This window comes from Nocardioides bizhenqiangii (assembly GCF_034661235.1).
In the GTDB taxonomy this organism is placed as follows: Bacteria; Actinomycetota; Actinomycetes; order Propionibacteriales; family Nocardioidaceae; genus Nocardioides; species Nocardioides bizhenqiangii.
In genome coordinates, this window is the sequence record NZ_CP141059.1 from 898887 (window position 1) to 920114 (window position 21228).

Sequence of the window (21228 nt, forward strand, 5' to 3'; positions counted from 1 at the left end):
CGGTCGATCTCATTCGGTGCTACCCGGGTCGAGGCGGCCTCATACGGACGGCGTTTGGACCGGGCCTCGGATGAGGAACTGCCAGAATCCGTCGACTCCCGGCCAACGCGTCCGGGCCGGCAATAACCGATCGCGCCGAGCGGTTCCGCCCTCGTAGGGTCCGGGCACAGGCGTCATCGGCGGGAGTCTCGTGGACACAAAGGCAAAGGTCTGGCTGGTCGCGGCGGCGCTCGCCATCGTCTACGTCGTATGGGGTTCGACGTACCTGGCGATCCGGGTCGTGGTCGAGGAGATGCCGCCGCTGACGGGGATGGGCAGCCGGTTCGTCATCGCGGGGGTGCTCCTCGGAGGCCTGCTCAAGCTGCGCGGGGTGGACATCCGGGTCACCCGCCGGCAGCTGGCGGGCGCGGCCCTGGTCGGGCTGATGCTGCCGTTGCTCGGCAACGGCCTCGTCGCCATCGGCGAGAGCATGGGGACTCCGAGCGGGGTCGCGGCCCTGCTGGTCGCCTCTGTCCCGCTGTTCATCACCGCATTCCGCTTCCTCGCCGGCGAGCGACCGCGCCTGTGGTCGGTCGTCGGGGTGCTGCTGGGCTTCGTCGGGCTGGCCTGGCTGGTCCTCGGCGGCAACGACCAGGGGAACGTTCCGCTGGGTGGCGCGGCCTTCGTGCTCGCCGCGAGCGTCTTCTGGGCCCTCGGATCGTGGCTGCAGCCACGACTGACGCTCCCCGACAACATCTTCGTGCTCGCCGTCCACGAGATGTGGACGGGCGGCGCCATGATGGTCGCGCTCGGTCTCGCGCTAGGTGAGGACGTCAACCTGGCCGAGTACGGCGGCGAGACCTGGCTGGCGTGGGCCTATCTCGTGGTCTTCGGGTCGATGCTCGCCTACAGCGCGTACGTGTGGGTGCTGTCGAACGCACCGATCGGTCTCGTCGCGACCTACGCCTACGTCAACCCGGTCGTTGCCGTCCTCCTCGGCTGGCTGATCCTCTCCGAGCGGATCACGAGTGCCGTGCTGGTCGGCGGTCTCGTCATCGTCGCGGCGGTCGCGGTGGTGATCTCGGTCGAACGGACGCCGAAGCGCGAGGAGGAGTCCACGCTCGAGCCGGTCTGACCGCGGATCCGTCCCGTCAGGACGCGGCCACCTGGTCGCCGACGATCTGGGGACCGTCGCCGGTATCCTGCACGGTGATCAGGCGGGTCTCGGACTCGGTGCCGCTCGCCGTGGTGTAGGTCAGGTCGACCGTGACGGTGTCCGTCGAGTCGACGGAGGTGTCGTCGACGGTCACGGCCTCGACGGTGCGCCAGAACCCCTGGTAGGAGCCGTAGCTGCCGACCTCGTCCTGCATCTCGTCCGAGAGCAGCGCCCAGGCTCCCCTGGTGTCGTCCGGCAGGAGCGCGTAGTAGTCGGTCACGAACTGCTCCGGCGAGGTCGACGCGAGCTCGTCGGTGCTCGACTCAGTGGTGGGTGGCGGGTCGCTCTCGGGTGTGGACTCGGGTGTGGATCCATTCGTCGCGGCGGTCGAGCCGGGTGTGTCCTCGGACCGCCGTTGCGCGGCCGAGGTGGCGTCCGACTCGTCCGCGGCCGGGTCGCCGTCGTCGCCTCCGAACAGGTCGCCGGCGACGAACGCGGCGGCGACGACGACGAGGACCGCCGCCACGACGCCCAGCAACGGGAGCAGCCACCGCCGTGAACGGTCGGCCGACGCGCCGTCGTCGCCCGTGTCCGGACCCGGCGGCGGCGGCTCCACGGGTCGGACCGGGAGCGCGAGCGCCGCCGCGACCGGTCGCGTCGGGGTGGCTGGCTCCGGGACCGCCGGCGCAGGTGGGGGGACCGGTAGCACGGCGGTCCGCTCGGCGTCGGCCTGCGCGGCCCGCGCGAGGTCGCGCAGCTCGTGGGCGACCTCGGTCATCGAGGGCCGGTCCTCGGGGTCCGTGGCCATCATCCGCCGGATGACCGGCGCGAGCGGCCCTGCCTGCCGCGGTTCGGGCGCAGCATGCTCGGCGATGTGGACCAGCAGGGCGAGCGAGTTCTCTTGCGACGGCCACGGCGCCTCGCCCTCGACCGCGGAGTAGAGCGTCGCACCGAGGGCCCACACGTCGTCGGCCGGCGTGGCGGTCAGCCCCCGCGCCAGCTGCGGCGAGAAGTACATCGGCGTGCCGGTCACCATCCCGGTCTGCGTGAGCGTCTCGTCGTCGACCGAACGGGCGATCCCGAAGTCGGAGATCTTCGCGAGGTCGCCGTCGCCCACGAGCACGTTGCCGGGCTTGACGTCGCGGTGCACGGTCCCGCGATCGTGGGCCGCGGCGAGTCCGTCGGCGATCTGGGCTCCGACGTGGGCGGCCCGAGCGGGGGTCAGCGGGCCCTCCTCGCGGGTGAGCTGCGACAGCGTCCGGGACGGGAGGTACTCCATCACCAGCCAGACGTGACGCCCCTCCTCCACCGCGTCGTAGATCGACACCACGTTGGGGTGGCTGAGGGCCGCCGAGGTGCGCGCCTCGCGCAGCGCCCGCGCCAGGTGCGGGGTCGACTCACCCGGAAGGCCGCCGAGCTGCTTGGCCGCGACCTCCCGTCCGAGGAGTCGGTCGTGGCACAGATAGACGGCTCCCATGCCGCCACGGCCGATCTCGCGCTGTACCTCGTAGCGGCCGCCGATCGTCTCCGGTGGCATCCGTGCTCCTTCACTCGGCTTGGGCAGCAGTACCCGGCCCGCCGGTTCGCAGGCGGGGGCCACCCCGACCTCCTAGTCTGTCCGGGTGCCCCATCGGATCCAGGTCGGGGGGCTCCAGGTCGCCGAGGAGCTCCACGCGTTCATGCGCGACGAGGCGCTGCCCGGTGCCGGTGTCGAGGAGGGTGCGTTCTGGGACGGGTTCGCAGCGATCCTCACCGAGTTCACCCCCCGGAACCGGGAGCTGCTCGCTCGCCGCGACGAGCTCCAGAGGCAGCTCGATGAGTGGCACACGACGAATCCCGGCCCGGTCCGAGACCAGGCGGCCTACCTCGAGATGCTGCGCGACATCGGCTACCTCGTGGCGGAGCCCCCTCCGTTCACCATCGAGACCGGCGACGTCGACGACGAGGCCGCGGTGCAGGCCGGGCCGCAGCTGGTGGTCCCGGTCCTGAACGCCCGGTTCGCCGCCAACGCGGCCAACGCGCGCTGGGGCTCGCTGTACGACGCGCTCTACGGCACGGACGTGCTGCCCGAGGACGACGGTCGCGAGCGCGGCGCGTCGTACAACCCCCGGCGCGGCGCCATGGTGATCGCGCGGGCGCGGGCGTTCCTCGACGACCACTTCCCGCTCACCTCCGGGAGCCACGTCGACGCCCGCGGCTACACCGTCGAGGACGGCGCGCTCGCGGTCGAGCTCGAGGGCGGCGTGACGAGGCTGGCCGACCCGGGCCAGTACGTCGGGCACCGCGGCGACCCTGCCGATCCCGAGGGAGTCCTGCTGGTCCACCACGGGCTGCACGTCGAGATCCAGGTCGACCGCGACCACCCGATCGGCAAGGACGACGACGCCGGCGTCAAGGACCTCCTGGTCGAGGCAGCCGTGTCCACGATCATGGATCTCGAGGACTCGATCGCCGCAGTGGACACCGCCGACAAGGTGGCGGCGTACCGGAACTGGCTGCTCCTCAACCGCGGCACGCTCAGCGTGCAGATGGCGAAGGGGGGCGAGACCTTCACCCGGAGGCTCGCGCCGGACCGGTCGTACGACGGTCCCGCGGGGCAGGTCGTCCTCCCCGGCCGGTCGCTGCTCTTCGTCCGCCAGGTCGGGCACCTGATGATGACCGACGCCGTGCTCGACGCGGCCGGCGACGAGGTCCCGGAAGGCATCCTCGACGCGGTCGTGACCGCCCTGTGCAGCCTGGTCGACCTCCAGGGCCGGGGAGAGCTGCGCAACTCGCGGACCGGGTCCATGTATGCGGTGAAGCCGAAGATGCACGGCCCCGACGAGGTCGCGTTCACCGACGACCTGTTCGCCCGCACCGAGGACCTGTTGGGGCTGCGCCGCGGGACCATCAAGCTCGGCATCATGGACGAGGAGCGGCGTACCTCCGCGAACCTCGAGGCGTGCATCCACGCCGCCCGCGGTCGGGTGGCGTTCATCAACACCGGCTTCCTCGACCGCACCGGTGACGAGCTGCACACCTCGATGCTCGGCGGGCCGATGGTCCGCAAGGGCGACATGAAGTCCCAGCCGTGGATCAAGGCCTACGAGGACCGCTCCGTCGACATCGGCCTGGAGTGCGGTTTCCACGGCCGGGCCCAGATCGGCAAGGGGATGTGGGCGATGCCGGAGGAGATGGCCGCCATGCTCGAACAGAAGGTCGGGCACCCGGAGGCAGGAGCGACCTGTGCCTGGGTGCCGTCGCCGACGGCGGCGACCCTGCACGCTCTGCACTACCACCAGGTCGACGTGGCAGCGCGCCAGCAGGAGCTCGCCGGTGCCCGCCGCGCCACGCTCGAGGAGCTGCTGACGGTGCCGATCGGGGACGCCTCCTCCTGGTCCGAGGAGGAGCGGCAGGCCGAGATCGAGAACAACCTCCAGGGCATCCTCGGCTACGTGAAGCGGTGGATCGACGAGGGCGTCGGCTGCTCGAAGGTTCCCGACATCCACGGCACCGAGCTGATGGAGGATCGCGCGACCTGCCGGATCTCCAGCCAGCACGTCGCCAACTGGCTCCGCCACGGCGTCGTGACCGCCGACCAGGTCGAGGAGGCGCTGCGCCGGATGGCCGACGTCGTCGACCAGCAGCAAGCGGGGCCGGGCTACGAGCCGATGGGCCCGTCGTACGACGGCGAGGCGTTCCTCGCCGCCCGCGACCTGGTCTTCGAAGGACTCCGTCAGCCCTCGGGCTACACCGAGCCGATCCTGCACCGACGCCGGCGCGCGAAGAAGCAGCAGCTGGGGTCGGTCGAGACCTGATGACCTTCGAACGAGGGAGCACCTGATGGCCAACAAGCTGGGCGTCAACCAGTACGGCAAGGCCGAGAGCCGGGTCGTCCGGATCGTGCGCGACACCGCACGGCACGAGATCCGGGACCTCAACGTGTCGACCTCGCTGCGCGGAGACTTCGAGGACGCCCACATCACGGGCGACCAGGCGGCCGTTCTGCCGACCGACACCCAGAAGAACACCGCGTTCGCCTACGCCAAGCTGCACGGCATCTCCTCCATCGAGGACTACGCGCTGGCGCTGGGCCGCCGGCTACTCGAAGCGTGCCCGGCGGCGAGCGACGCCCAGGTGCGGGTCGAGGAGTACGCCTGGGACCGGCTCGGCGACCACTCGTTCGTACGGCGGGGCGGGGCGGTGCGCACCTGCGTGGTGACCGTCGGTCGCGAGGATGCCGTCGTCCTGTCCGGGATCTCCGACCTGGTGGTGCTCAACTCCACCGACTCGGAGTTCCGGGGGTTCCTCAAGGACGAGTTCACGACCCTCCCGGAGACCGACGACCGCGTGCTCGCGACGTCCCTCGTCGCGAAGTGGCGGCACACCGCGGTCGAGGGGGTCGACTGGAACGCGTCGCACGCGGCCGTGCTGCAGACCCTGCTCGATACCTTCGCCGGCACCTACTCGCGCGCGCTGCAGGAGACGCTGCACGCCATGGGGTGTGCCGTGCTCGACGACCAGGAGGAGATCGCCGAGATCAGGTTCTCCGCTCCCAACAAGCACCACTTCCTCGTCGACTTCAGCGGCTTCCAGGTCGAAGGCCTGACCAACGACGGAGAGGTCTTCATCGCCGCGGACCGGCCCTACGGCCTGATCGAGGCACAGGTCACCCGCGACGACGCTCCACCTGCCGACGACGCCTGGCTGCACGTGCCCGGCTTCTGCTGATGACCAAGTTCAAGGAATCGTGCAAGCGAGCGGCGCTCGGGGCGTGCGCTGGCAAGGCGCCGATGCGCCGGCAGACTGGGTGTCTTTCAAGCGTCGGCAACGCCGCCAGTGTGCGCGCTGGGCGTCGCGCAGCGCACGAGTCCTTGGACTTGGTCATCTAGATGGCAGCAGATCTCGACGTGGTCCTCCGGGCCCGGCGCGCGATCGTCGACGGCGCCGAGGTCGCGGCGTGCGTGGGCGTGCGCGGGGAGCGGATCGCCACGATCACGCCGTACGACGACGTTCCCGCCGCCACTCACACGGTGGATCTCGGCGACGACGAGGTGCTCCTGCCCGGTCTGGTCGACACCCACGTGCACGTCAACGAGCCCGGCCGCACCGAGTGGGAGGGCTTCGCCACCGCCACCAGGGCGGCCGCCGCCGGCGGGGTGACCACGATCGTGGACATGCCGCTCAATTCGGTACCGCCGACCACCACGGTCGAGCACCTGGACATGAAGAGAGGCGTCGCGGAGGGCCAGGTGACGGTCGACGTCGGGTTCTGGGGCGGTGCCGTCCCGGACAACGTGGAGGACCTGGAGCCGCTGCACCGCGCCGGCGTGTTCGGCGTCAAGTGCTTCCTCCTCGACTCGGGCGTCGAGGAGTTCGGCGCCCTCTCAGCCGAGGAGTTCGCGCTGGCGATGCGCGAGATCGCCCGGATCGACGGGCTGATGCTCGTGCACGCCGAGGTCGGCGAGCTGCTGGACGAGACCGCCCTCGACGGACCGCACTACGCGGGCTTCCTCGCGTCGCGTCCGCGTGCCGCCGAGGACGCCGCGATCGCGCTGGTCGTCGACCAGGCCCGGGCGACCGGCGGTCGGGCGCACATCGTGCACCTGAGCAGCTCCGACGCCGTGCCGATGCTGCACGCGGCCCGGGCCGACGGGGTCGACGTCAGCGTCGAGACCTGCCCGCACTACCTGACCTTCGCCGCCGAGGAGGTGGCCGACGGCGCGACCGAGCTGAAGTGCTGCCCACCGATCCGCGAGGCCGAGAACCGCGAGGCCCTGTGGGGCGCGCTCGACGCCGGCGACATCGACTTCGTCGTCTCCGACCACTCGCCGTGCACGGTGGACCTCAAGCGGCAGGGCGGCGGCGACTTCGGTGCCGCCTGGGGCGGCATCGCCTCCGTCCAGGTCGGCCTGTCGTCGGTGTGGACCGGCGCCCGACGGCGCGGTCACGCGCTGACCGACGTGGTGCGATGGATGGCCACCGCGCCTGCCGATCGGGTCGGCCTGAGCCACAAGGGGCGGATCGAGGTCGGCGCCGACGCGGACCTGGTGCGGTTCGTCCCGGACGAGCAGTTCACCGTCGACGTCGCCGCGCTGCACCACCGCAACCCGGTGTCGGCGTACGCCGGGCGCCGGCTCGACGGCGTGGTTCGCGAGACCTGGCTGCGCGGTGCACCGATACTGCTGGGAGCCGGCGACGCCCCCCGTGGCCGACTGCTGAGGAGAGGCGTCCGATGACTTACCACGTGCCCCAAGGCGGGCTGCCACCTCAGACCGCGCTCACGACCGACCGGGCGCGCTTCACCGAGGCGTACGCCGTCATCCCGGCCAGGACGTTGAGCGACATCACCGCGTCCTACCTCCCGCACTGGGAGCAGACCAGGCTCTGGGTGCTCGCCCGGCCGCTGTCCGGCTTCGCCGAGACGTTCAGCCAGTACGTCGTCGAGGTCTCGGCCGGCGGCGGCTCGGACCAGCCGGAGGACGACGCCGACGCCGAGGCCGTGCTGTTCGTGGTCGACGGTTCGCCGAGCGTGACGATCGCCGGCGAGGAGCACGCACTGGGTGCGGGTTCCTACGTCTACCTCCCGCCCGGCGTCTCCTGGACGCTCCGCAACCCCGGCGAGGCGACGGCGACCTTCCACTGGATCCGGAAGGCCTACTCCCGCGTCGAGGGGGTCGGGGCGCCGGAGCCGTTCGTCACCCGGGAGCAGGACGTCGAGCCGATCCCGATGCCCGGGACCGAGGGTGCGTGGTCGACGACCCGCTTCGTCGACGTCGCCGACCTCCGGCACGACATGCACGTCAACATCGTCAGCTTCGAGCCCGGCGGCGCCATCCCGTTCCCGGAGACCCACGTCATGGAGCACGGTCTCTACGTCCTGGAGGGCAAGGCGGTCTACCTACTGAACGAGGACTGGGTGGAGGTCGAGGCCGGCGACTTCATGTGGCTGCGCGCCTTCTGCCCACAGGCCTGCTACGCCGGCGGTCCCGGGCGCTTCCGCTACCTGCTGTACAAGGACGTCAACCGGCACGTCGGGCTCAGCCTGTAGCGGCGCGAGCGAGGATCTCGCGAGCGAGGTCTGCCTGCCGGACCAGGAACTCGGCTTCGTCGAGCTTCTTGCGGCGCATCCAGGTGGTGACCTCGGCGTTGCACTTGCTGGCGTTGCACGAACGACAGGCCGGCACCACGTTCGCGAGCGTGTAGCGGCCGCCGCGCGAGATCGGGAGGACGCAGTCCTTCTGGAGCTGTGGGTCGTCGGCGCCGCAGTAGGCGCAGCCGCCCCACGCTGCTCGAAGGCGGACCCACTGTGCGTCGGTCAGGTCGTGCTCGACCTTCGCCATCCTCCGCTGCCGACGCCGGGCGTACGTCGCGGCTCGGCTTCGCGATGTCATGGGGTGAAGGTACGGCGTCGAGCGTGCGATGTTGCGGCACCACGTGACCCGAGATCACCCGCCGACGGCCACTAGGCCTCCGCGGCCGCCTTGATCCGGTCCAGCGTCTGCCGCATGCCGGTGCGGAGGGACTCGGTGAAGGCGCCCTGGCCTCCCATGAACGCGTCCGTCCACTCGAGCGACAGGTCGGAGATGCCCTCGGGCGTCTCGCGGCGCTGGGTGAGCACGGTCGCCCCGTCGGCGGCCTCGAGCAGGAAGGACCACACGACCCAGTTCTCGGCGATCCGGAACGCGACCGCCCGCTCGGCGTCGTACCTCGTGATCTTCCCGTGGGTGATCCACTCCAGCTCGCCCTCGTGGTTGCGGCTGGTGAACTCCGCCCCCAGCTCGCAACGCTCGTAGCCGGTGCGGAGGCGGGTCGACATCACCTGCGGACTCCACTCGGGCATCCGGCGGACGTCGCCGACCAGGTCCCAGACCCGCGCAGCAGGCGCCCCGATCTCGATCCGGTCCTCGAGCAGCGGTTCGTAGACCGTGTCCATGCGTCCTCCTGTGCGAACTATGCGACCGATTGATCGTAATGGTCCGAGGCTAGTCCATCTCCGGCGCCGACGCCGACCCTGGCGCGCCCACCGCGTCGACGTCTTGACCAGCTGCCCCTGATCCGGGACGTCGACCCTGCCGGTCGTGCCCGGACGCAGGTACGGTCGGGGCGTGCCCGCCGTACCGCCTCCTGCCTACGCCGTCGCCGGCCTCGTCGCGCAGCACCTCCTCGCCGACAACGGCCGCGCCGGGCCGGTCCGAAAGGTCGCCGCTGGTGCGGTCGCGGCCGCCAGCGCCGCGCTGGCGGTGGGCAGCATCCGGCGGTTCCGCGCCGGTGGCACGACGGTCGAGCCGTTCCACCCCGAGCGCGCGAGCGCACTCGTGACCAGCGGTCCCAACGCCCTGACCCGCAACCCGATGTACGTCGGCATGGCGGGCCTCCTCGCCGCCCACGCACTCGTGCGCGGTGGGTGGCTGCCGGCAGTTCCGGTGGCCGCGTTCGTCGCGGTGATCGACCAGACGCAGATCCGTCCCGAGGAGGCGGCGCTGCGCGCGCTCTTCGGGCAGGAGTACGACGAGTACTGCGCGCGCGTCCCTCGCTGGCTGACCGGACTGCCGCTCTGAGGAGGCGCGGTGAGCCTCGAGGACAACCCCTTCTCCTACCGCGTGACGAAGGACGGTCGGGTGCTGGTCAGCCGCGGCGGCCGGCTGGTCGTCACCGTCGGCGGGGCCCGTGCGGAGCGGCTGGTCGCGCTGCTCGGGGAGGACGACGCACAGGACCAGGAGCTCCTCGCCCGGGCGACCGGCAACTACCGGCGAGGCAACGAGCGCCGAGGGCTCTGACACCCGATGCAACCAATCGGGCCGCTCGTGCGTCATAAGGGGTATCAGCTCGGCTGAGGGAGGTCGCTGTGCGCCAGCAGGCGAAGCCACATCTGTCGTTCATCGGACATGTCCAGCACCTCAAGGTGCTGCTCGCCTGGGTGACCCGCCGACTCGCCGGAGTCTGACCCCCCGACTGGGGTGCCGTCGCGAGCGGCGCGACGTACCGTTCACCCTATGGGCACGTCTCCTCATCCCGCGCCTGCTGCGCGACGGTTCCGACTCGATCTGGCTACGTTGGCGTCGCTCGATGGGCGGACGAGCACGACTTCGCTCCGCCGCCTTGCCAGATCGGCCGGAACCGCCGCTCGCGACGCCGCCGGATAAGGAGACGTGCCCATGGACGAGCCGCTGGTCACCGTCAACGGTGAGGCACGGAGCCTGGCCGGCGCCGAGCCGCCGACGACGGCTCTCGACTGGCTGCGCGGCATCGGCCTGACCGGCGCCAAGGAGGGTTGCGCCGAGGGCGAGTGCGGCGCCTGCTCGGTGCTGTTCGCCCGCCCGGGCGTGGACGCGCCGACCGAGTGGACGGCGGTCAACGCCTGCCTGGTCCCGGCCGCGGCCCTGGCGGGCCAGGAGGTGGTGACGGCGGAGGGCCTCGGCGAGCCCGACGCGCTCCACCCCGTGCAGCGGGAGATGGCGGTGCGCGGCGGCTCGCAGTGCGGCTACTGCACGCCGGGTTTCGTCTGCAGCATGGCCGCGGAGTACTACCGCCCGGGGCGCTGCGAGAGCGGAGTCTTCGACAATCACGCGCTCTCCGGCAACCTGTGCCGCTGCACCGGCTACCGACCGATCGTGGAGGCGGCGGAGGCCCTCGGCGCGCCGGCCGACGGCGACCACCTGTCGTTCCGCACGACGGCGCCGCCGCCGGCCGTCGAGCCGGTGCAGGTGCCCGGCTACGTGCGGCCGGCGTCGCTCGCCGAGGCCCTCGCGTCGCTCGCCGAGCCGGGTGCGGTGCCGCTCGCCGGAGCCACCGACCTGGGGGTCGAGGCCAACCTGAGCGGCGCCCGGCCCGGCCTCCTGGTCGCCGTCGACCACCTCCCCGAGCTGCGGGTGCTCACCCGGGGCGAGGAGTACGTCGACATCGGCGCCGGCCTGTCGCTGACGGAGATCGAGCGTCGGCTGGACGGCGCGGTGCCGTTGCTGGATGCGGTGTTCCCGCAGTTCGCGTCGCGGCTGATTCGCAACGGCGCGACCATCGGCGGCAACGTCGGCACCGCTTCGCCGATCGGCGACCTGCCGCCCGCGCTGCTCGCGCTCGACGCGTCGGTGGTGCTGGTGTCGGCTGACGGGGAGCGGGTCGTGCCGCTGGCCGACTACTTCACCGGTTACCGCGAGACGGTCCTGCGCCCGGGCGAGCTGATCGCGAGCGTGCGGCTGCCGCTTCCGCTCGCGCGGCTGACCGGGTTCCACAAGATCGCCAAGCGGCGGTTCGACGACATCTCCTCGGTGGCGCTGGGGTTCGCGATCGACGTCGTCGACGGCACGGTCGAGCGAGCGGCGATCGGCCTCGGCGGCGTCGCCGCGACGCCGATCCGCGCGACGGCCGCAGAGGCGGCGCTGGTCGGGCAGCGGTGGGACGAGGCGACCGTCGGGACGGCCGCCGACGCACTGGCCGAGGCCGGCACCCCGATCGACGACCACCGGGCCAGCGCGGCGTTCCGGCGGGCGATGCTCGGCCAGGCGCTGCGGAAGCTGTTCGTCGAAGCGGGTGCCGCATGAGCCGGCTGTCCGATCGCCCCGTGACCGCCCTGGTCGGCGAGACCCGGCCGCACGAGTCCGCGTCCCTCCACGTCACGGGACGGGCGCTCTACACCGACGACATCGCCCTGCGCACGCCGTACCTCCTGCATGCGCACCCGGTGAACGCACCGCACGCGCACGCCACGATCACCCGGCTGGACCCGAAGCCGGCCTACGACGTGCCCGGGGTGGTGCGGGTCCTCACCGCCGAGGACGTGCCGGGCGTCAACGACTCGGGCACCAAGCACGACGAGCCGTTGTTCCCGACCGAGGTGATGTTCCGCGACCAGGCGGTCGCCTGGGTGCTGGGGGAGTCGCTCGAGGCAGCGCGGGTGGGCGCGGCCGCGGTGGAGGTCGACTACGAGCCGTTGCCGTCGATCGTCACGGTGGTCGAGGCCATCGAGCAGGAGAGCTTCCAGGGCGTCCAGCCGCGCATGGAGCGGGGCGACGTGACCACCGGCTTCGCCGACTCGACCCACGTGTTCGAGGGTGAGATCGACTTCGCCGGCCAGGAGCACTTCTACCTCGAGACACACGCCTCGCTGGCGATCGTCGACGACGACGGTCAGGTCTTCATCCAGTCGAGCACCCAGCACCCGACCGAGACGCAGGAGATCGTCGCGCACGTGCTCGGGCTGGCGAGCCACCAGGTGACCGTGCAGTGCGTGCGGATGGGCGGCGGGTTCGGCGGCAAGGAGATGCAGCCGCACGGGTTCGCGGCGGTCGCAGCGCTCGGTGCGCGGCTGACCGGGCGACCGGTGCGGATCCGCCTGACCCGGCAGCAGGACATGACGATGAGCGGCAAACGGCACGGCTTCCACGCATCGTGGAAGGTCGGGTTCGACGACGACGGACGGCTGCAGGCGCTCGAGGCCACGCTGACCTCCGACGGTGGCTGGAGCCTTGACCTGTCCGAGCCGGTGATGTCGCGCGCGCTGTGCCACGTCGACAACGCCTACTGGATCCCCCACGTCCGCGTCGACGGCCGGGTGGCGAAGACCCACAAGACGTCCCAGACGGCGTTCCGCGGATTCGGCGGGCCGCAGGGGATGCTCGTGATCGAGGACATCCTCGGCCGCTGCGCCCCGGTGCTCGGCATCGATGCGACCGAGCTGCGCCGGCGCAACCTCTACGAGGAGGGACAGGCGACGCCGTACGGTCAGCCGGTCCGGCACGCCGAGCGGCTCGTGCGCGCCTGGGACCAGGTGGTCGCGACGTCCGACTTCGCGCAGCGACGCGAGGAGATCGCGCGCGCCAACGCCGAGAACCCCCATTCCAAGCGGGGTCTGGCGATGACACCGGTCAAGTTCGGCATCTCCTTCAACTACACGTCGTTCAACCAGGCCGGGGCGCTCGTGCACGTCTACAAGGACGGCTCGGTGCTCATCAACCACGGCGGCACCGAGATGGGGCAGGGGCTCCACACCAAGATGCTGCAGGTCGCCGCCACCGCCCTCGGCCTGCCGATCGAGCGGGTCCGGCTGGCCCCGACCCGCACCGACAAGGTGCCCAACACCTCGGCCACCGCCGCCAGCTCCGGCGCCGACCTCAACGGGGCTGCGGTCAAGGACGCGTGCGACCAGATCCTCGCCCGGCTGGAGACGGTGCGCGACCGGCTCGGGCCGACGGCGACGTGGGAGGAAATGGTCACCGACGCCTACTTCCACCGGATCCAGCTCTGGGCGGCGGGTTTCTACAAGACCGAGGGGCTCTCGTGGGACGCCCAGTCGATGCAGGGCGAGCCGTTCAAGTACTTCGCCTACGGCGTCGCTGCGGCCGAGGTCTCCGTCGACGGGTTCACCGGCGCCTACGAGGTCGAGCGGGTCGACATCGTCCACGACGTCGGAGACAGCCTGTCGCCGCTCGTCGACATCGGGCAGATCGAGGGCGGATTCGTCCAGGGCGTGGGTTGGCTGACCCTCGAGGACCTCCGCTGGGACGTCTCGGACGGGCCGGGACGCGGTCGGCTGGCCACCCAGGCGGCGTCGACCTACAAGCTGCCGAGCCTGTCGGAGATGCCGCGCGACCTGCGGGTGACCCTGCTCGACCGCGCCACCGAGGACGGTGCCGTCTACGGGTCGAAGGCAGTCGGGGAGCCGCCGTTGATGCTGGCGTTCTCCGTGCGCGAGGCCCTGCGCGACGCGGTTGCGGCGTTCGGGGTCTCGACAGGCTCGACCACCAAGCCGTCGGTCGAGCTGGACTCGCCGGCCACGCCGGAGGCCGTCTACTGGGCCATCGAGCGGGTCCGGGGAGGCTGAGATGGACTGGCTGCGGGCGCTGCACGAGTGCCGCGAGCGCCGTGATCCCTGCGTGCTGGTCACCGTGACCGACGTGCGCGGCCACGCCCCGCGGGAGGCGGGTGCCAAGCTGGTGGTCACGGCCGATCGGACCTGGGGCAGCGTCGGCGGCGGCAACCTCGAGGAAGCGGCCGTACGACGCGCGCGCGGCCTGCTGCGGGGGATGCAGCTCAGCGGGTCGGCAGCACCGGTGACCGAGCGGCACACGCTCTCGGACAAGGTGGCGGTCGAGCACGGAGTCCAGTGCTGTGGTGGCGAGGTCACGTTGCTGCTCGAGCCCATCGGCGTCCGGCCGTCGGTCGCGGTCTTCGGGATGGGCCACGTCGGCTACGAGATCGGGCTGCTGCTGAGCCGGCACGAGCTGGACGTCCACCTGGTCGACTCGCGAGCCGACCAGCTGGACGACGAGCGGTTGGCACCGTTGCTGGCCGGCCCCGCCGACGTGCACGTGCACCAGGTCCCGGTGCTCCCCGAGCTGGTCGTTGCCGAGCTGCCGCCCGGGACGCACGTCCTCGTGCTCACCCACGACCACGCCGAGGACCTCGCGATCCTCGATGCGCTGCTCCGCTCCGACGTCCCGGCGACGGTCGGCCTCATCGGCTCCTCGGCGAAGTGGACCCGCTTCCGCGGCAAGCTCGCCGAGCTCGGCCACAGCCCGGACGTCATCGAGCGGGTGCGCACGCCGATCGGTGATCCGGCGGTCACCGGCGTGGCCGGCAAGTCTCCGGCCACCATTGCGGTGTCCGTCACAGTGGAGGTCCTTGGGCTGGTCGGAGCGACGGCGGTCAGTACGCTCGAGCGGTGACCAGCACGACCGAATCCGCGTCCCTGTCGGAGTTCGACCGCGACATCACGATCACCCCGGAAGGCGACGACTTCACCGGCACGATGTCGGACGGGTGGCGCGTCGGCGGTGGCATCAACGGTGGCTTCCAGCTGTCGTTCATCGGCAACGCGATCCGGTCCGCGCTGCCCGACCACCCCGACCCGGTCGCGGTCAGCGCCTACTTCGTCTCGCCGGCCGTCGCGGGGCCGGCGCGCGCCGCCGTACGACCGCTGCGGGTGGGCGGCCGTACCGCCACCGTGGCCGCCGACCTGAAGCAGGGCGACGACGTGCGGCTCACCGTGCTGGCGACGTACGGCGACCTCGCGGGGTTCCCGACCGACGACGTGCGGACCACCGCCGAGCCGGTGTCGCTCCCGCCGCGGGACCAGTGCGTGCCCAACACGATGGCGCCGGACGAGATCAAGCAGATGGCGCCCTTCACACAGCGGTTCGAGATGCTCTTCGACCCCGACGAGGTCGGCTGGGCGGTCGGTGAGCCGAGCGGACGCGGCCAGATCAGCGCCTGGTTCCGCCTGGCCGACGACCGCGAGCCGGACCCGCTGTCGTTGCTGATGGCCGTCGACGCGCTGCCGCCGGTGACGTTCGACCTCGGGCTGATGGGCTGGGCGCCGACGGTCGAGCTCTCCGCCCATGTCCGCGCCAAGCCCGCGCCGGGGTGGCTGCGGCTGCGTCACCGCACCCGCAACGTGGCGGGCGGGATGTTCGAGGAGGACTGCGAGGTCTGGGACTCCACCGACCGGCTGGTCGCCCAGTCGCGACAGCTGGCCCTGCTGCCACGTTGAGCCGCGCTTCGTCGTACGGCTAACCGGCGACGGTGTTGATGCCCGGCGTCTCGTCGGCCCTGGTGAACTCGACGAACTCGGTGTCCTCGTCGATGTGGACGTTGTGGCCGGGGCGGATGTAGTAGGCCTCGCCGGCCCCGATCGTCTCGTCAGCGCCGTCGTTGAAGCGGACCGTCACGCTGCCCTTGACGCAGTAGCCCCAGTGCGGCTCACTGCACGCGCCGCCCGGCAGGTCGGCGAACATCGGGCCGGTGTCGAGACCGGCCTTCCACTGCTCCAGGGCGACGAACATGTCGCCGGCCCGAGTGCGGTGCTGCTTGCCGAATCCGTCGAGCTCGATCGCGAGTTCGGTGTTGTCCCGGGTGAAGGTGCCCATCGTTCTTCTCCTTGATCGGGACCGCTGATCGGCCCGTTGCCAGCGGAACGTAGGGCATGAACCGCGGTGCAATGTCAAGCACTTGACCTTGAACCCGGGTTCAAGGTCTACCGTGGGCAGATGCGGATCTCCGAGCTCGCCGAGCAGGTCGGGGTGGCCACCTCGACGGTGCGTTACTACGAGCGGATCGGCCTGCTGTCCGGGCCGTCGCGAACCGCTTCGGGCTATCGCGACTACGACGAGGATGATTCGGCGAGGTTGCTCTTCGTCACCCGAGCACGACGGATGGGTCTGAGCTGCGACCAAGTCAGCTCCTTGCTCGGCATCTGGGCGGGCTCGCACTGCGCCAATGCAGCAGAGCGGGTCGGCCAGCTGATCGACGAGAAACAGGCGGAGATCGTCGAACGGATCGAGGAGCTGCACGGTTTCGCCGCTCAGTTGGACAGCGTGCGCGACGCGTTGCGGGCGTCGTCACCGCCGGACGGGTGCCGGACCGACCTCACCTGCTGCGTGCCAGAGTCGCCCGGCCCCGTCGTGCTCGACCTGGTGCCGCGGGCGCGCTGACCCTCAGTAGGCGATCCGGTCGGACTTGGCGAGCCAGGCGTCGAAGGGCGCGAACCCGTCGGGGAGCGGGTGGGCCGCCACTCTCATCGGCCACTCCGACCGGGGCTTGCTGAAGAGGTCGTAGAACGCGCGGTCGTCGAAGCCGCCGCGGGCCGCGTCGTCGCGGTCGGCGGCGTAGACGACGCGGTCGAGGCGGGCCCACAGGGACGCGGAGAGGCAGAGCGGGCAGGGCTCGCACGAGGCGAACAGGGTGCAGCCGGCGAGGCTGAAGTCGCCGAGCACCGAGCAGGCCGAACGGATCGCGACGACCTCGGCGTGCGCCGTCGGGTCCAGGTCCGGCGTCACCCGGTTCTGCCCGCTGGACACCAGCTCGTCGCCGCGCACGATGACCGCACCGAACGGGCCACCGCCGTGCTCGACATTGGCGGTCGCGAGATCGACGGCGTGGGCGAGCCACGTTGCATCGTCTGCGGCCATCACTCCACCTCGCCCATCCGCTCGTAGGTCTCCGTGATCTCGCGGACCCGGCGGGTCCCGCTGCGTCCGCACGCCCCGAGGACCGCGTCCGCCAGCACGCTGACCAGCGCCATCGGTGCGGCGTAGCTGTCGAAGGCCAGCGAGTGCTGCAACGGGCACTCGAGCCAGATCGACACCTGCGACGCGTGGGCGACCGCGGTCGGGTCGCCGATCAGGATGACGGAGGCTCCCGTCGACGCGGCCTCGTTGAGGAAGTCGCCGAAGCCCTGCGGGCGGCGCCGGAACCCGACCACCACGATGACGTCCTCGGCACCGAGCCCGACCAGCTCCTCGCCAGTGGTCTGGCCGGGCACCGGTCCGATGAGCACGTCGGACCGGGACTGCGCCAGCTGCTCACGGAGATGGAGCGCGACCGGGTAGCTGTTGCGCCAGCCGATCACGAACACCCGGCGCCCCAGCGCCAGAAGGCCGGCGACTTCGGGGATCCGGGGGTGCTCGATCGCGCGCAGGATCGAGGCCTGCTCGATCGCCGCGAGGGCTTCGGCGTTGGGTGCCCCGTCGACGCGGCGCGGCTCGCCGGCGCTGCGGAGCCCCCGGAGGTGCTCGCGGACCTCGTCGAAGTCCTCGAAGCCGAGGCTGCGGAAGAGTCGGCTCATCGTCGCCCGGCTCACGCCGGCCAGCTCGGCGAGCTCGGCGGCACGGTAGGTGGCCAGGTCGTCGAGGTGCTCGAGCAGCGCCGCGGCCGCGCGACGCTCCTGCGGAGTGAGCCCGTCGTGCCGCTCCGCGATCCGCTGGTCGATCCGCATCACGACCCCCGGTAGGTCGTGTAGGAGAAGGGACTCAGCAGCAGCGCGACGTGGTAGTGCGGCTCGCCCTCGGTCACCGTGAACCTGATCGCGACCGCCGGGTAGAAGGTCTCGAGACCCTGATCCGCGAACCAGGTGCCGGTGGCGAAGGTGAGCTCGTAGTCGCCGGGCCGCAGGTCGACGTCGAAGCGCGCCCGCCCGTCGCCGTCGGTCTCGGCGGCGGCAATCGGGGTCCCGTCGGCGGTTGCCAGGAGGACGGCGACGCCCGCCCCCGGCCGACCGAGGGCGGCGTCGAGGACGTGGGTCGAGCAGGTGCTCATGCGCTCACCGATTCGGTCGCGAGGAGGTCGGTCAGGCGGAGGAGGGCGATCTCGGCGAGCTGTTCCTTCGTGACCGCCAGCTCGGTGGCCGGGTCGTTGACGAGCCGCTCCTCCAGGAGCGCCAGCAGCTCCGCGCCGGTGCGGCCCTTCGCGCGCGCCAGGTAGATCCGCCCGAACTTCTCCTCGTAGGCCAGGTTGCCCATCCGCAGGCGGTCAGCGAGATCGGCGTCCGCGGGATCCAGTCCGCCCTGCTCACGGCGGGAATGGTCAGCGGCAGTGCCGGAACCGGTCGGTCGCTCGCCGATCCGGGGATGGTCGGCCAGGGCGCCCTCGATCTCGGCCGGTGTCCAGGTCGCGGCCTGAGCACGGGCGGTGGCGAACAGGTCCGCCGGCTCGCCGTACGGCCGGGCGACGGCGAGCACGTGCGTCCAGGAGTCGATGGCGACGCACGCCCGCAACGCTGCCTCGGCCTCGTCGCCGGGCAGCGCGTTGAACTCCTCGATCCGCAACCGTTCTCCTCCTGCCGGATCTTGCAAATCCCGTGCGAGGAGAACGTACGCCGAAACAGGCGTTTCACGCTGGCTTATGCGGGTGTCGGTCAGGTCTTGAGCAGGCGGGAGCGGTCCATCGCGAAGACCCAGCGCCAACCGGGGTGCTCGCTGAGCGACCAGAGGAGGTCGGTCTCCGGCCAGTAGACGAGGTCCTCGGGACCGGGCGGCGTCGCCCACTTCGTGGTGCGGAAGTCGCCCGGGCGCCCGACGTGCATGCTGCCGTACGACGTGCCGTGGGACGAGGTGACGAAGTAGGTGCCGTCGACGACGGCCGTCCCCTGCATCCGGGTCAGTCCGTCCTCACCGTCGAGGATGGGTCGGGAGACGCCGTCCTCGCCCGTCGACAGCAGACCGGTCCCGGGATCGGTCGGGAAGCGGGCCAGCCGCCGGGTCTGCTTGCTGTTGCCGTACTCACCGACGACGAGTGAGGGCGGTTCGGTGCTGCGGTCGAGCGTCATGAACGAGAAGCGGAGCCGGGTGACGCCCTCCTCGTTGGCTGCGCGGTAGGCGAACCGGACCGGCAGCACGTAGTCGTGTCCGTACGTCGCGAGACCCGCTGCCCCCGGCACCCTCATCACCTCGTCGACCCGGCAGGTGAGGAAACCGCGTCCGGTCGCCGCGACGTGGAGGTAGGGGCCGTGCCAGACCACGCCGCCGGCGTGCGCCTTGAGCGGTTTGAAGCCGGGCACGCCGTCAACGAGGGTGGGCTCGACCAGCAGCACGTGCCGGTAGCGCCGGGCCGCCAGGTCGATGAAGCTGACCCGGGAGCCCTCGTCCTTCTTGGAGTACCACGACGTCACCAGCACGTCGCGCTCGACCTCGGTGCGGACCGACGTACTGATGCCCTGCGGGTACCACCGCAGGTCGCGGCGATCGCGGCGCTCCCACGTGATCGCGCGGTCGACGGCTCGCCCCAGCAGGCGTGGCCACGGCAGGAAGGTACGCCGCATCCGACGGTCGAGGTCGCCGAGCACCCCGGAGATCCCGACCCTTCCGCCGCCATGCTCCTGCAACCGGGCCCCGAGCGCGTCGATCTCTGCGACGTTCTCCTCGGTGCGGGTCAGGTGAACGCCGAACCCTTCGACAGGCTCAGGAGGGTCCGGCGGCGGTGCGGTCTGGTCCACGGCGCTCCAACGTAGATGATGGGCGGCGTGAGGGGCATCTTCTTCGAGGAGGACGACGCGCGGGCGGCCGCCCTGGCGCTCGTCCGCGGCGGCTTCGAGGCCACCGTGGTCCGCGAGCGGCTGGCCGGCGAGGACGACGACGAGGACCACCCGTGGGCGGTCGTCACCGACGCGCCGATGATCCAGCTGGAGATGCTGGTGGAGACGTACGACGGCTGGCTGGACCTCGACGAGGAGACCCCCGTCGAGCCGCTGCCGCTGCCGGACGAGCCGAAGAAGGTCAAGCGGCCCGGGACCTGATCAGCCGGCGTCCTCGGCCAGGCACACGCCGGGCCCGGAGCTGGCCGACTCCGCGACGGTCGCCTGTCGCGCACCGCCGTCGAAGTCCTCCTCGATGAGGACGAACTCGCCGTCCTGGTCGACCGAGAAGTCGCCGAGGTCGTCGAAGGGCCGCTGGGATCGGAGGTCGAGGCCGTCCTCGATCAGAGCCTCGCGCTCCTCGAGGTCGTCCTCGGCAGCGTCCGCGCTCGCGAACTGCAGCGCCAGCAGCACGTCGGCGTCGTCGCCCGCGACGAAGAGGGCGCGTGCCTCGGGCACACCGAGACCGTCGTACTGGTCTGCGAGCTCCTCGGGGAACCCCGGACCGGAGCCGATGCACACCGACGCCTCAGCGGTGGTCATCCAGGCGAGCTCGGGATCGTCCTCAGCGGTCTCGAGGAGGTCGTCCATGCTGCCCGCGTCGGCGAGCGAGTCACTGTCGTCGGCGATCACCGCAGCGAGGTCCTCCAGCGCCTCCGGAGTGGTCCCGGCCGCGACCACCTCCTCGTCCTCGTCGAGGAGGACGTTGAGCATGAGCGGCGCGGGATAGGTGCCGCCGACCGTGGCGGTGATCTCGTCGCTCTCGGCAGCGTCGATCGAGTAGACGGTGAGGTCGCCGGCACTGCTCGCGCCGTAACCCTTGCCCTCGAGGTCGGCCGCCAGCGCCTCGAAGTCGAGGTCGTCGCCGACCTTCCACACCGTCGCGCCCGCCGCCGAATCACCGGCGCCCCAGAACACCCGGGCCTCCCACTCCACGTCGAACGCGTTGATCGGCGCGTCCTTCATGTCACGCAGGTAGGGGTCCAACGCGGTGGCGGCGACGGCGCTCTCCTCGTCCTGGAAGAGACGGCCGTAGTCGTCGACGTCGGCGTCGCTGACCTCGCGGGGGTCGGTGCCCTCCACGTCGAGCCGCTCCGCCATCGCTCCGCGATCGACGAACGAGACCGTGACGGCGTCGGCGGGGAGGGCCTCGAAGGCGTCGTCGACGGTCGAGCCGCCCTCGAGGAGCCCGCACCCGGTGACGGTGGGCACGACCAGCGCGAGCACGAGGGAGGGGCGACCGAGACGCATGGGGACCATCATTACGCTC

At 71.4% G+C, this 21228-nt stretch carries 23 protein-coding genes; 13 read left to right on the plus strand and 10 right to left on the minus strand.

Going from position 1 to position 21228, the window contains the following annotated elements; genetic code table 11:
• The first annotated feature begins 190 nt into the window (after positions 1–190).
• Positions 191–1114, plus strand: coding sequence for an EamA family transporter (locus SHK19_RS04470; protein ID WP_322937948.1), 924 nt, complete (start codon positions 191–193; stop codon positions 1112–1114).
• Between the two features lie 16 nt (positions 1115–1130).
• Here SHK19_RS04470 and SHK19_RS04475 read toward each other — a convergent pair whose 3' ends face one another.
• Positions 1131–2672, minus strand: a complete 1542-nt coding sequence (locus SHK19_RS04475; RefSeq protein WP_322937949.1) for a serine/threonine-protein kinase — start codon at positions 2670–2672, stop codon at positions 1131–1133.
• 85 nt (positions 2673–2757) lie between these two features.
• Here SHK19_RS04475 and SHK19_RS04480 point away from each other — a divergent pair, with 85 nt between their 5' ends.
• From SHK19_RS04480 to SHK19_RS04495, 4 genes are all read left to right on the plus strand, one after another.
• The gene (locus SHK19_RS04480; RefSeq protein ID WP_322937950.1) at positions 2758–4932 is read left to right on the plus strand and encodes a malate synthase G; all 2175 of its coding nucleotides are present in this window, start codon (positions 2758–2760) and stop codon (positions 4930–4932) included.
• A gap of 25 nt (positions 4933–4957) precedes the next feature.
• The gene (gene pucL / locus SHK19_RS04485; RefSeq protein ID WP_322937951.1) at positions 4958–5845 is read left to right on the plus strand and encodes a factor-independent urate hydroxylase; all 888 of its coding nucleotides are present in this window, start codon (positions 4958–4960) and stop codon (positions 5843–5845) included.
• A 161-nt stretch (positions 5846–6006) separates the two neighbouring features.
• Entirely contained in the window at positions 6007–7353 is a 1347-nt protein-coding gene (gene allB, locus SHK19_RS04490) for an allantoinase AllB (protein WP_322937952.1), read from the plus strand.
• On the plus strand, positions 7350–8165 hold the full coding sequence (locus tag SHK19_RS04495; protein ID WP_322937953.1) for a bifunctional allantoicase/(S)-ureidoglycine aminohydrolase: 816 nt from the start codon (positions 7350–7352) through the stop codon (positions 8163–8165). Before allB ends, SHK19_RS04495 begins: the two co-directional genes overlap by 4 nt.
• On the opposite strand, the gene SHK19_RS04500 is transcribed toward SHK19_RS04495, so the two are convergent.
• Entirely contained in the window at positions 8155–8508 is a 354-nt protein-coding gene (locus SHK19_RS04500) for an HNH endonuclease (protein ID WP_322456700.1), read from the minus strand. The genes SHK19_RS04495 and SHK19_RS04500 overlap by 11 nt on opposite strands.
• A gap of 71 nt (positions 8509–8579) precedes the next feature.
• A complete protein-coding gene (locus SHK19_RS04505) occupies positions 8580–9050 on the minus strand; it encodes an SRPBCC family protein (protein ID WP_322937954.1) in 471 nt (156 codons plus the stop codon).
• Positions 9051–9222: 172 nt separating this feature from the next.
• Between SHK19_RS04505 and SHK19_RS04510 the strand changes: the two genes are divergently transcribed.
• From SHK19_RS04510 to SHK19_RS04535, 6 genes are all read left to right on the plus strand, one after another.
• Positions 9223–9675, plus strand: a complete 453-nt coding sequence (locus SHK19_RS04510) for a methyltransferase family protein (RefSeq protein WP_322456698.1) — start codon at positions 9223–9225, stop codon at positions 9673–9675.
• A 9-nt stretch (positions 9676–9684) separates the two neighbouring features.
• Positions 9685–9894, plus strand: a complete 210-nt coding sequence (locus SHK19_RS04515) for a hypothetical protein (protein WP_322456697.1) — start codon at positions 9685–9687, stop codon at positions 9892–9894.
• Between the two features lie 378 nt (positions 9895–10272).
• The gene (locus tag SHK19_RS04520) at positions 10273–11655 is read left to right on the plus strand and encodes a xanthine dehydrogenase small subunit (protein ID WP_322937955.1); all 1383 of its coding nucleotides are present in this window, start codon (positions 10273–10275) and stop codon (positions 11653–11655) included.
• The gene (gene xdhB, locus SHK19_RS04525) at positions 11652–13934 is read left to right on the plus strand and encodes a xanthine dehydrogenase molybdopterin binding subunit (RefSeq protein ID WP_322937956.1); all 2283 of its coding nucleotides are present in this window, start codon (positions 11652–11654) and stop codon (positions 13932–13934) included. Before SHK19_RS04520 ends, xdhB begins: the two co-directional genes overlap by 4 nt.
• Position 13935: 1 nt before the next feature.
• Entirely contained in the window at positions 13936–14778 is an 843-nt protein-coding gene (gene xdhC / locus SHK19_RS04530; RefSeq protein WP_322937957.1) for a xanthine dehydrogenase accessory protein XdhC, read from the plus strand.
• Positions 14775–15602: a thioesterase family protein gene (locus tag SHK19_RS04535; RefSeq protein ID WP_322456693.1), complete on the plus strand. Its 828-nt coding sequence runs from the start codon at positions 14775–14777 to the stop codon at positions 15600–15602. Before xdhC ends, SHK19_RS04535 begins: the two co-directional genes overlap by 4 nt.
• A gap of 19 nt (positions 15603–15621) precedes the next feature.
• Here the strand turns inward: SHK19_RS04535 and SHK19_RS04540 are convergent, their stop codons facing one another.
• Complete coding sequence (locus SHK19_RS04540; protein ID WP_322456692.1) at positions 15622–15978, minus strand: cupin domain-containing protein; 357 nt, start codon at positions 15976–15978, stop codon at positions 15622–15624.
• Positions 15979–16098: 120 nt separating this feature from the next.
• On the opposite strand from SHK19_RS04540, the gene SHK19_RS04545 reads away from it, so the two are divergent.
• On the plus strand, positions 16099–16542 hold the full coding sequence (locus tag SHK19_RS04545; protein ID WP_322456691.1) for a MerR family transcriptional regulator: 444 nt from the start codon (positions 16099–16101) through the stop codon (positions 16540–16542).
• A gap of 3 nt (positions 16543–16545) precedes the next feature.
• Here the strand turns inward: SHK19_RS04545 and SHK19_RS04550 are convergent, their stop codons facing one another.
• The 5 genes from SHK19_RS04550 to SHK19_RS04570 all read right to left on the minus strand — a co-directional run bounded on the left by SHK19_RS04550 (position 16546) and on the right by SHK19_RS04570 (position 19820).
• Entirely contained in the window at positions 16546–17019 is a 474-nt protein-coding gene (locus tag SHK19_RS04550; protein ID WP_322456690.1) for a nucleoside deaminase, read from the minus strand.
• Complete coding sequence (locus SHK19_RS04555) at positions 17019–17825, minus strand: MurR/RpiR family transcriptional regulator (protein ID WP_322456689.1); 807 nt, start codon at positions 17823–17825, stop codon at positions 17019–17021. The genes SHK19_RS04550 and SHK19_RS04555 overlap by 1 nt, the downstream gene beginning before the upstream one ends.
• Complete coding sequence (gene uraH, locus SHK19_RS04560; RefSeq protein ID WP_322937958.1) at positions 17825–18145, minus strand: hydroxyisourate hydrolase; 321 nt, start codon at positions 18143–18145, stop codon at positions 17825–17827. The genes SHK19_RS04555 and uraH overlap by 1 nt, the downstream gene beginning before the upstream one ends.
• Entirely contained in the window at positions 18142–18654 is a 513-nt protein-coding gene (gene uraD / locus SHK19_RS04565; protein ID WP_322456687.1) for a 2-oxo-4-hydroxy-4-carboxy-5-ureidoimidazoline decarboxylase, read from the minus strand. Before uraD ends, uraH begins: the two co-directional genes overlap by 4 nt.
• Positions 18655–18743: 89 nt before the next feature.
• Positions 18744–19820: a hypothetical protein gene (locus SHK19_RS04570; RefSeq protein WP_322937959.1), complete on the minus strand. Its 1077-nt coding sequence runs from the start codon at positions 19818–19820 to the stop codon at positions 18744–18746.
• 27 nt (positions 19821–19847) lie between these two features.
• Between SHK19_RS04570 and SHK19_RS04575 the strand changes: the two genes are divergently transcribed.
• Positions 19848–20120, plus strand: a complete 273-nt coding sequence (locus tag SHK19_RS04575) for a hypothetical protein (protein ID WP_322937960.1) — start codon at positions 19848–19850, stop codon at positions 20118–20120.
• Here SHK19_RS04575 and SHK19_RS04580 read toward each other — a convergent pair whose 3' ends face one another.
• A complete protein-coding gene (locus SHK19_RS04580) occupies positions 20121–21209 on the minus strand; it encodes a hypothetical protein (protein ID WP_322456684.1) in 1089 nt (362 codons plus the stop codon). It lies immediately after the preceding gene.
• Between the last annotated feature and the right edge of the window lie 19 nt (positions 21210–21228).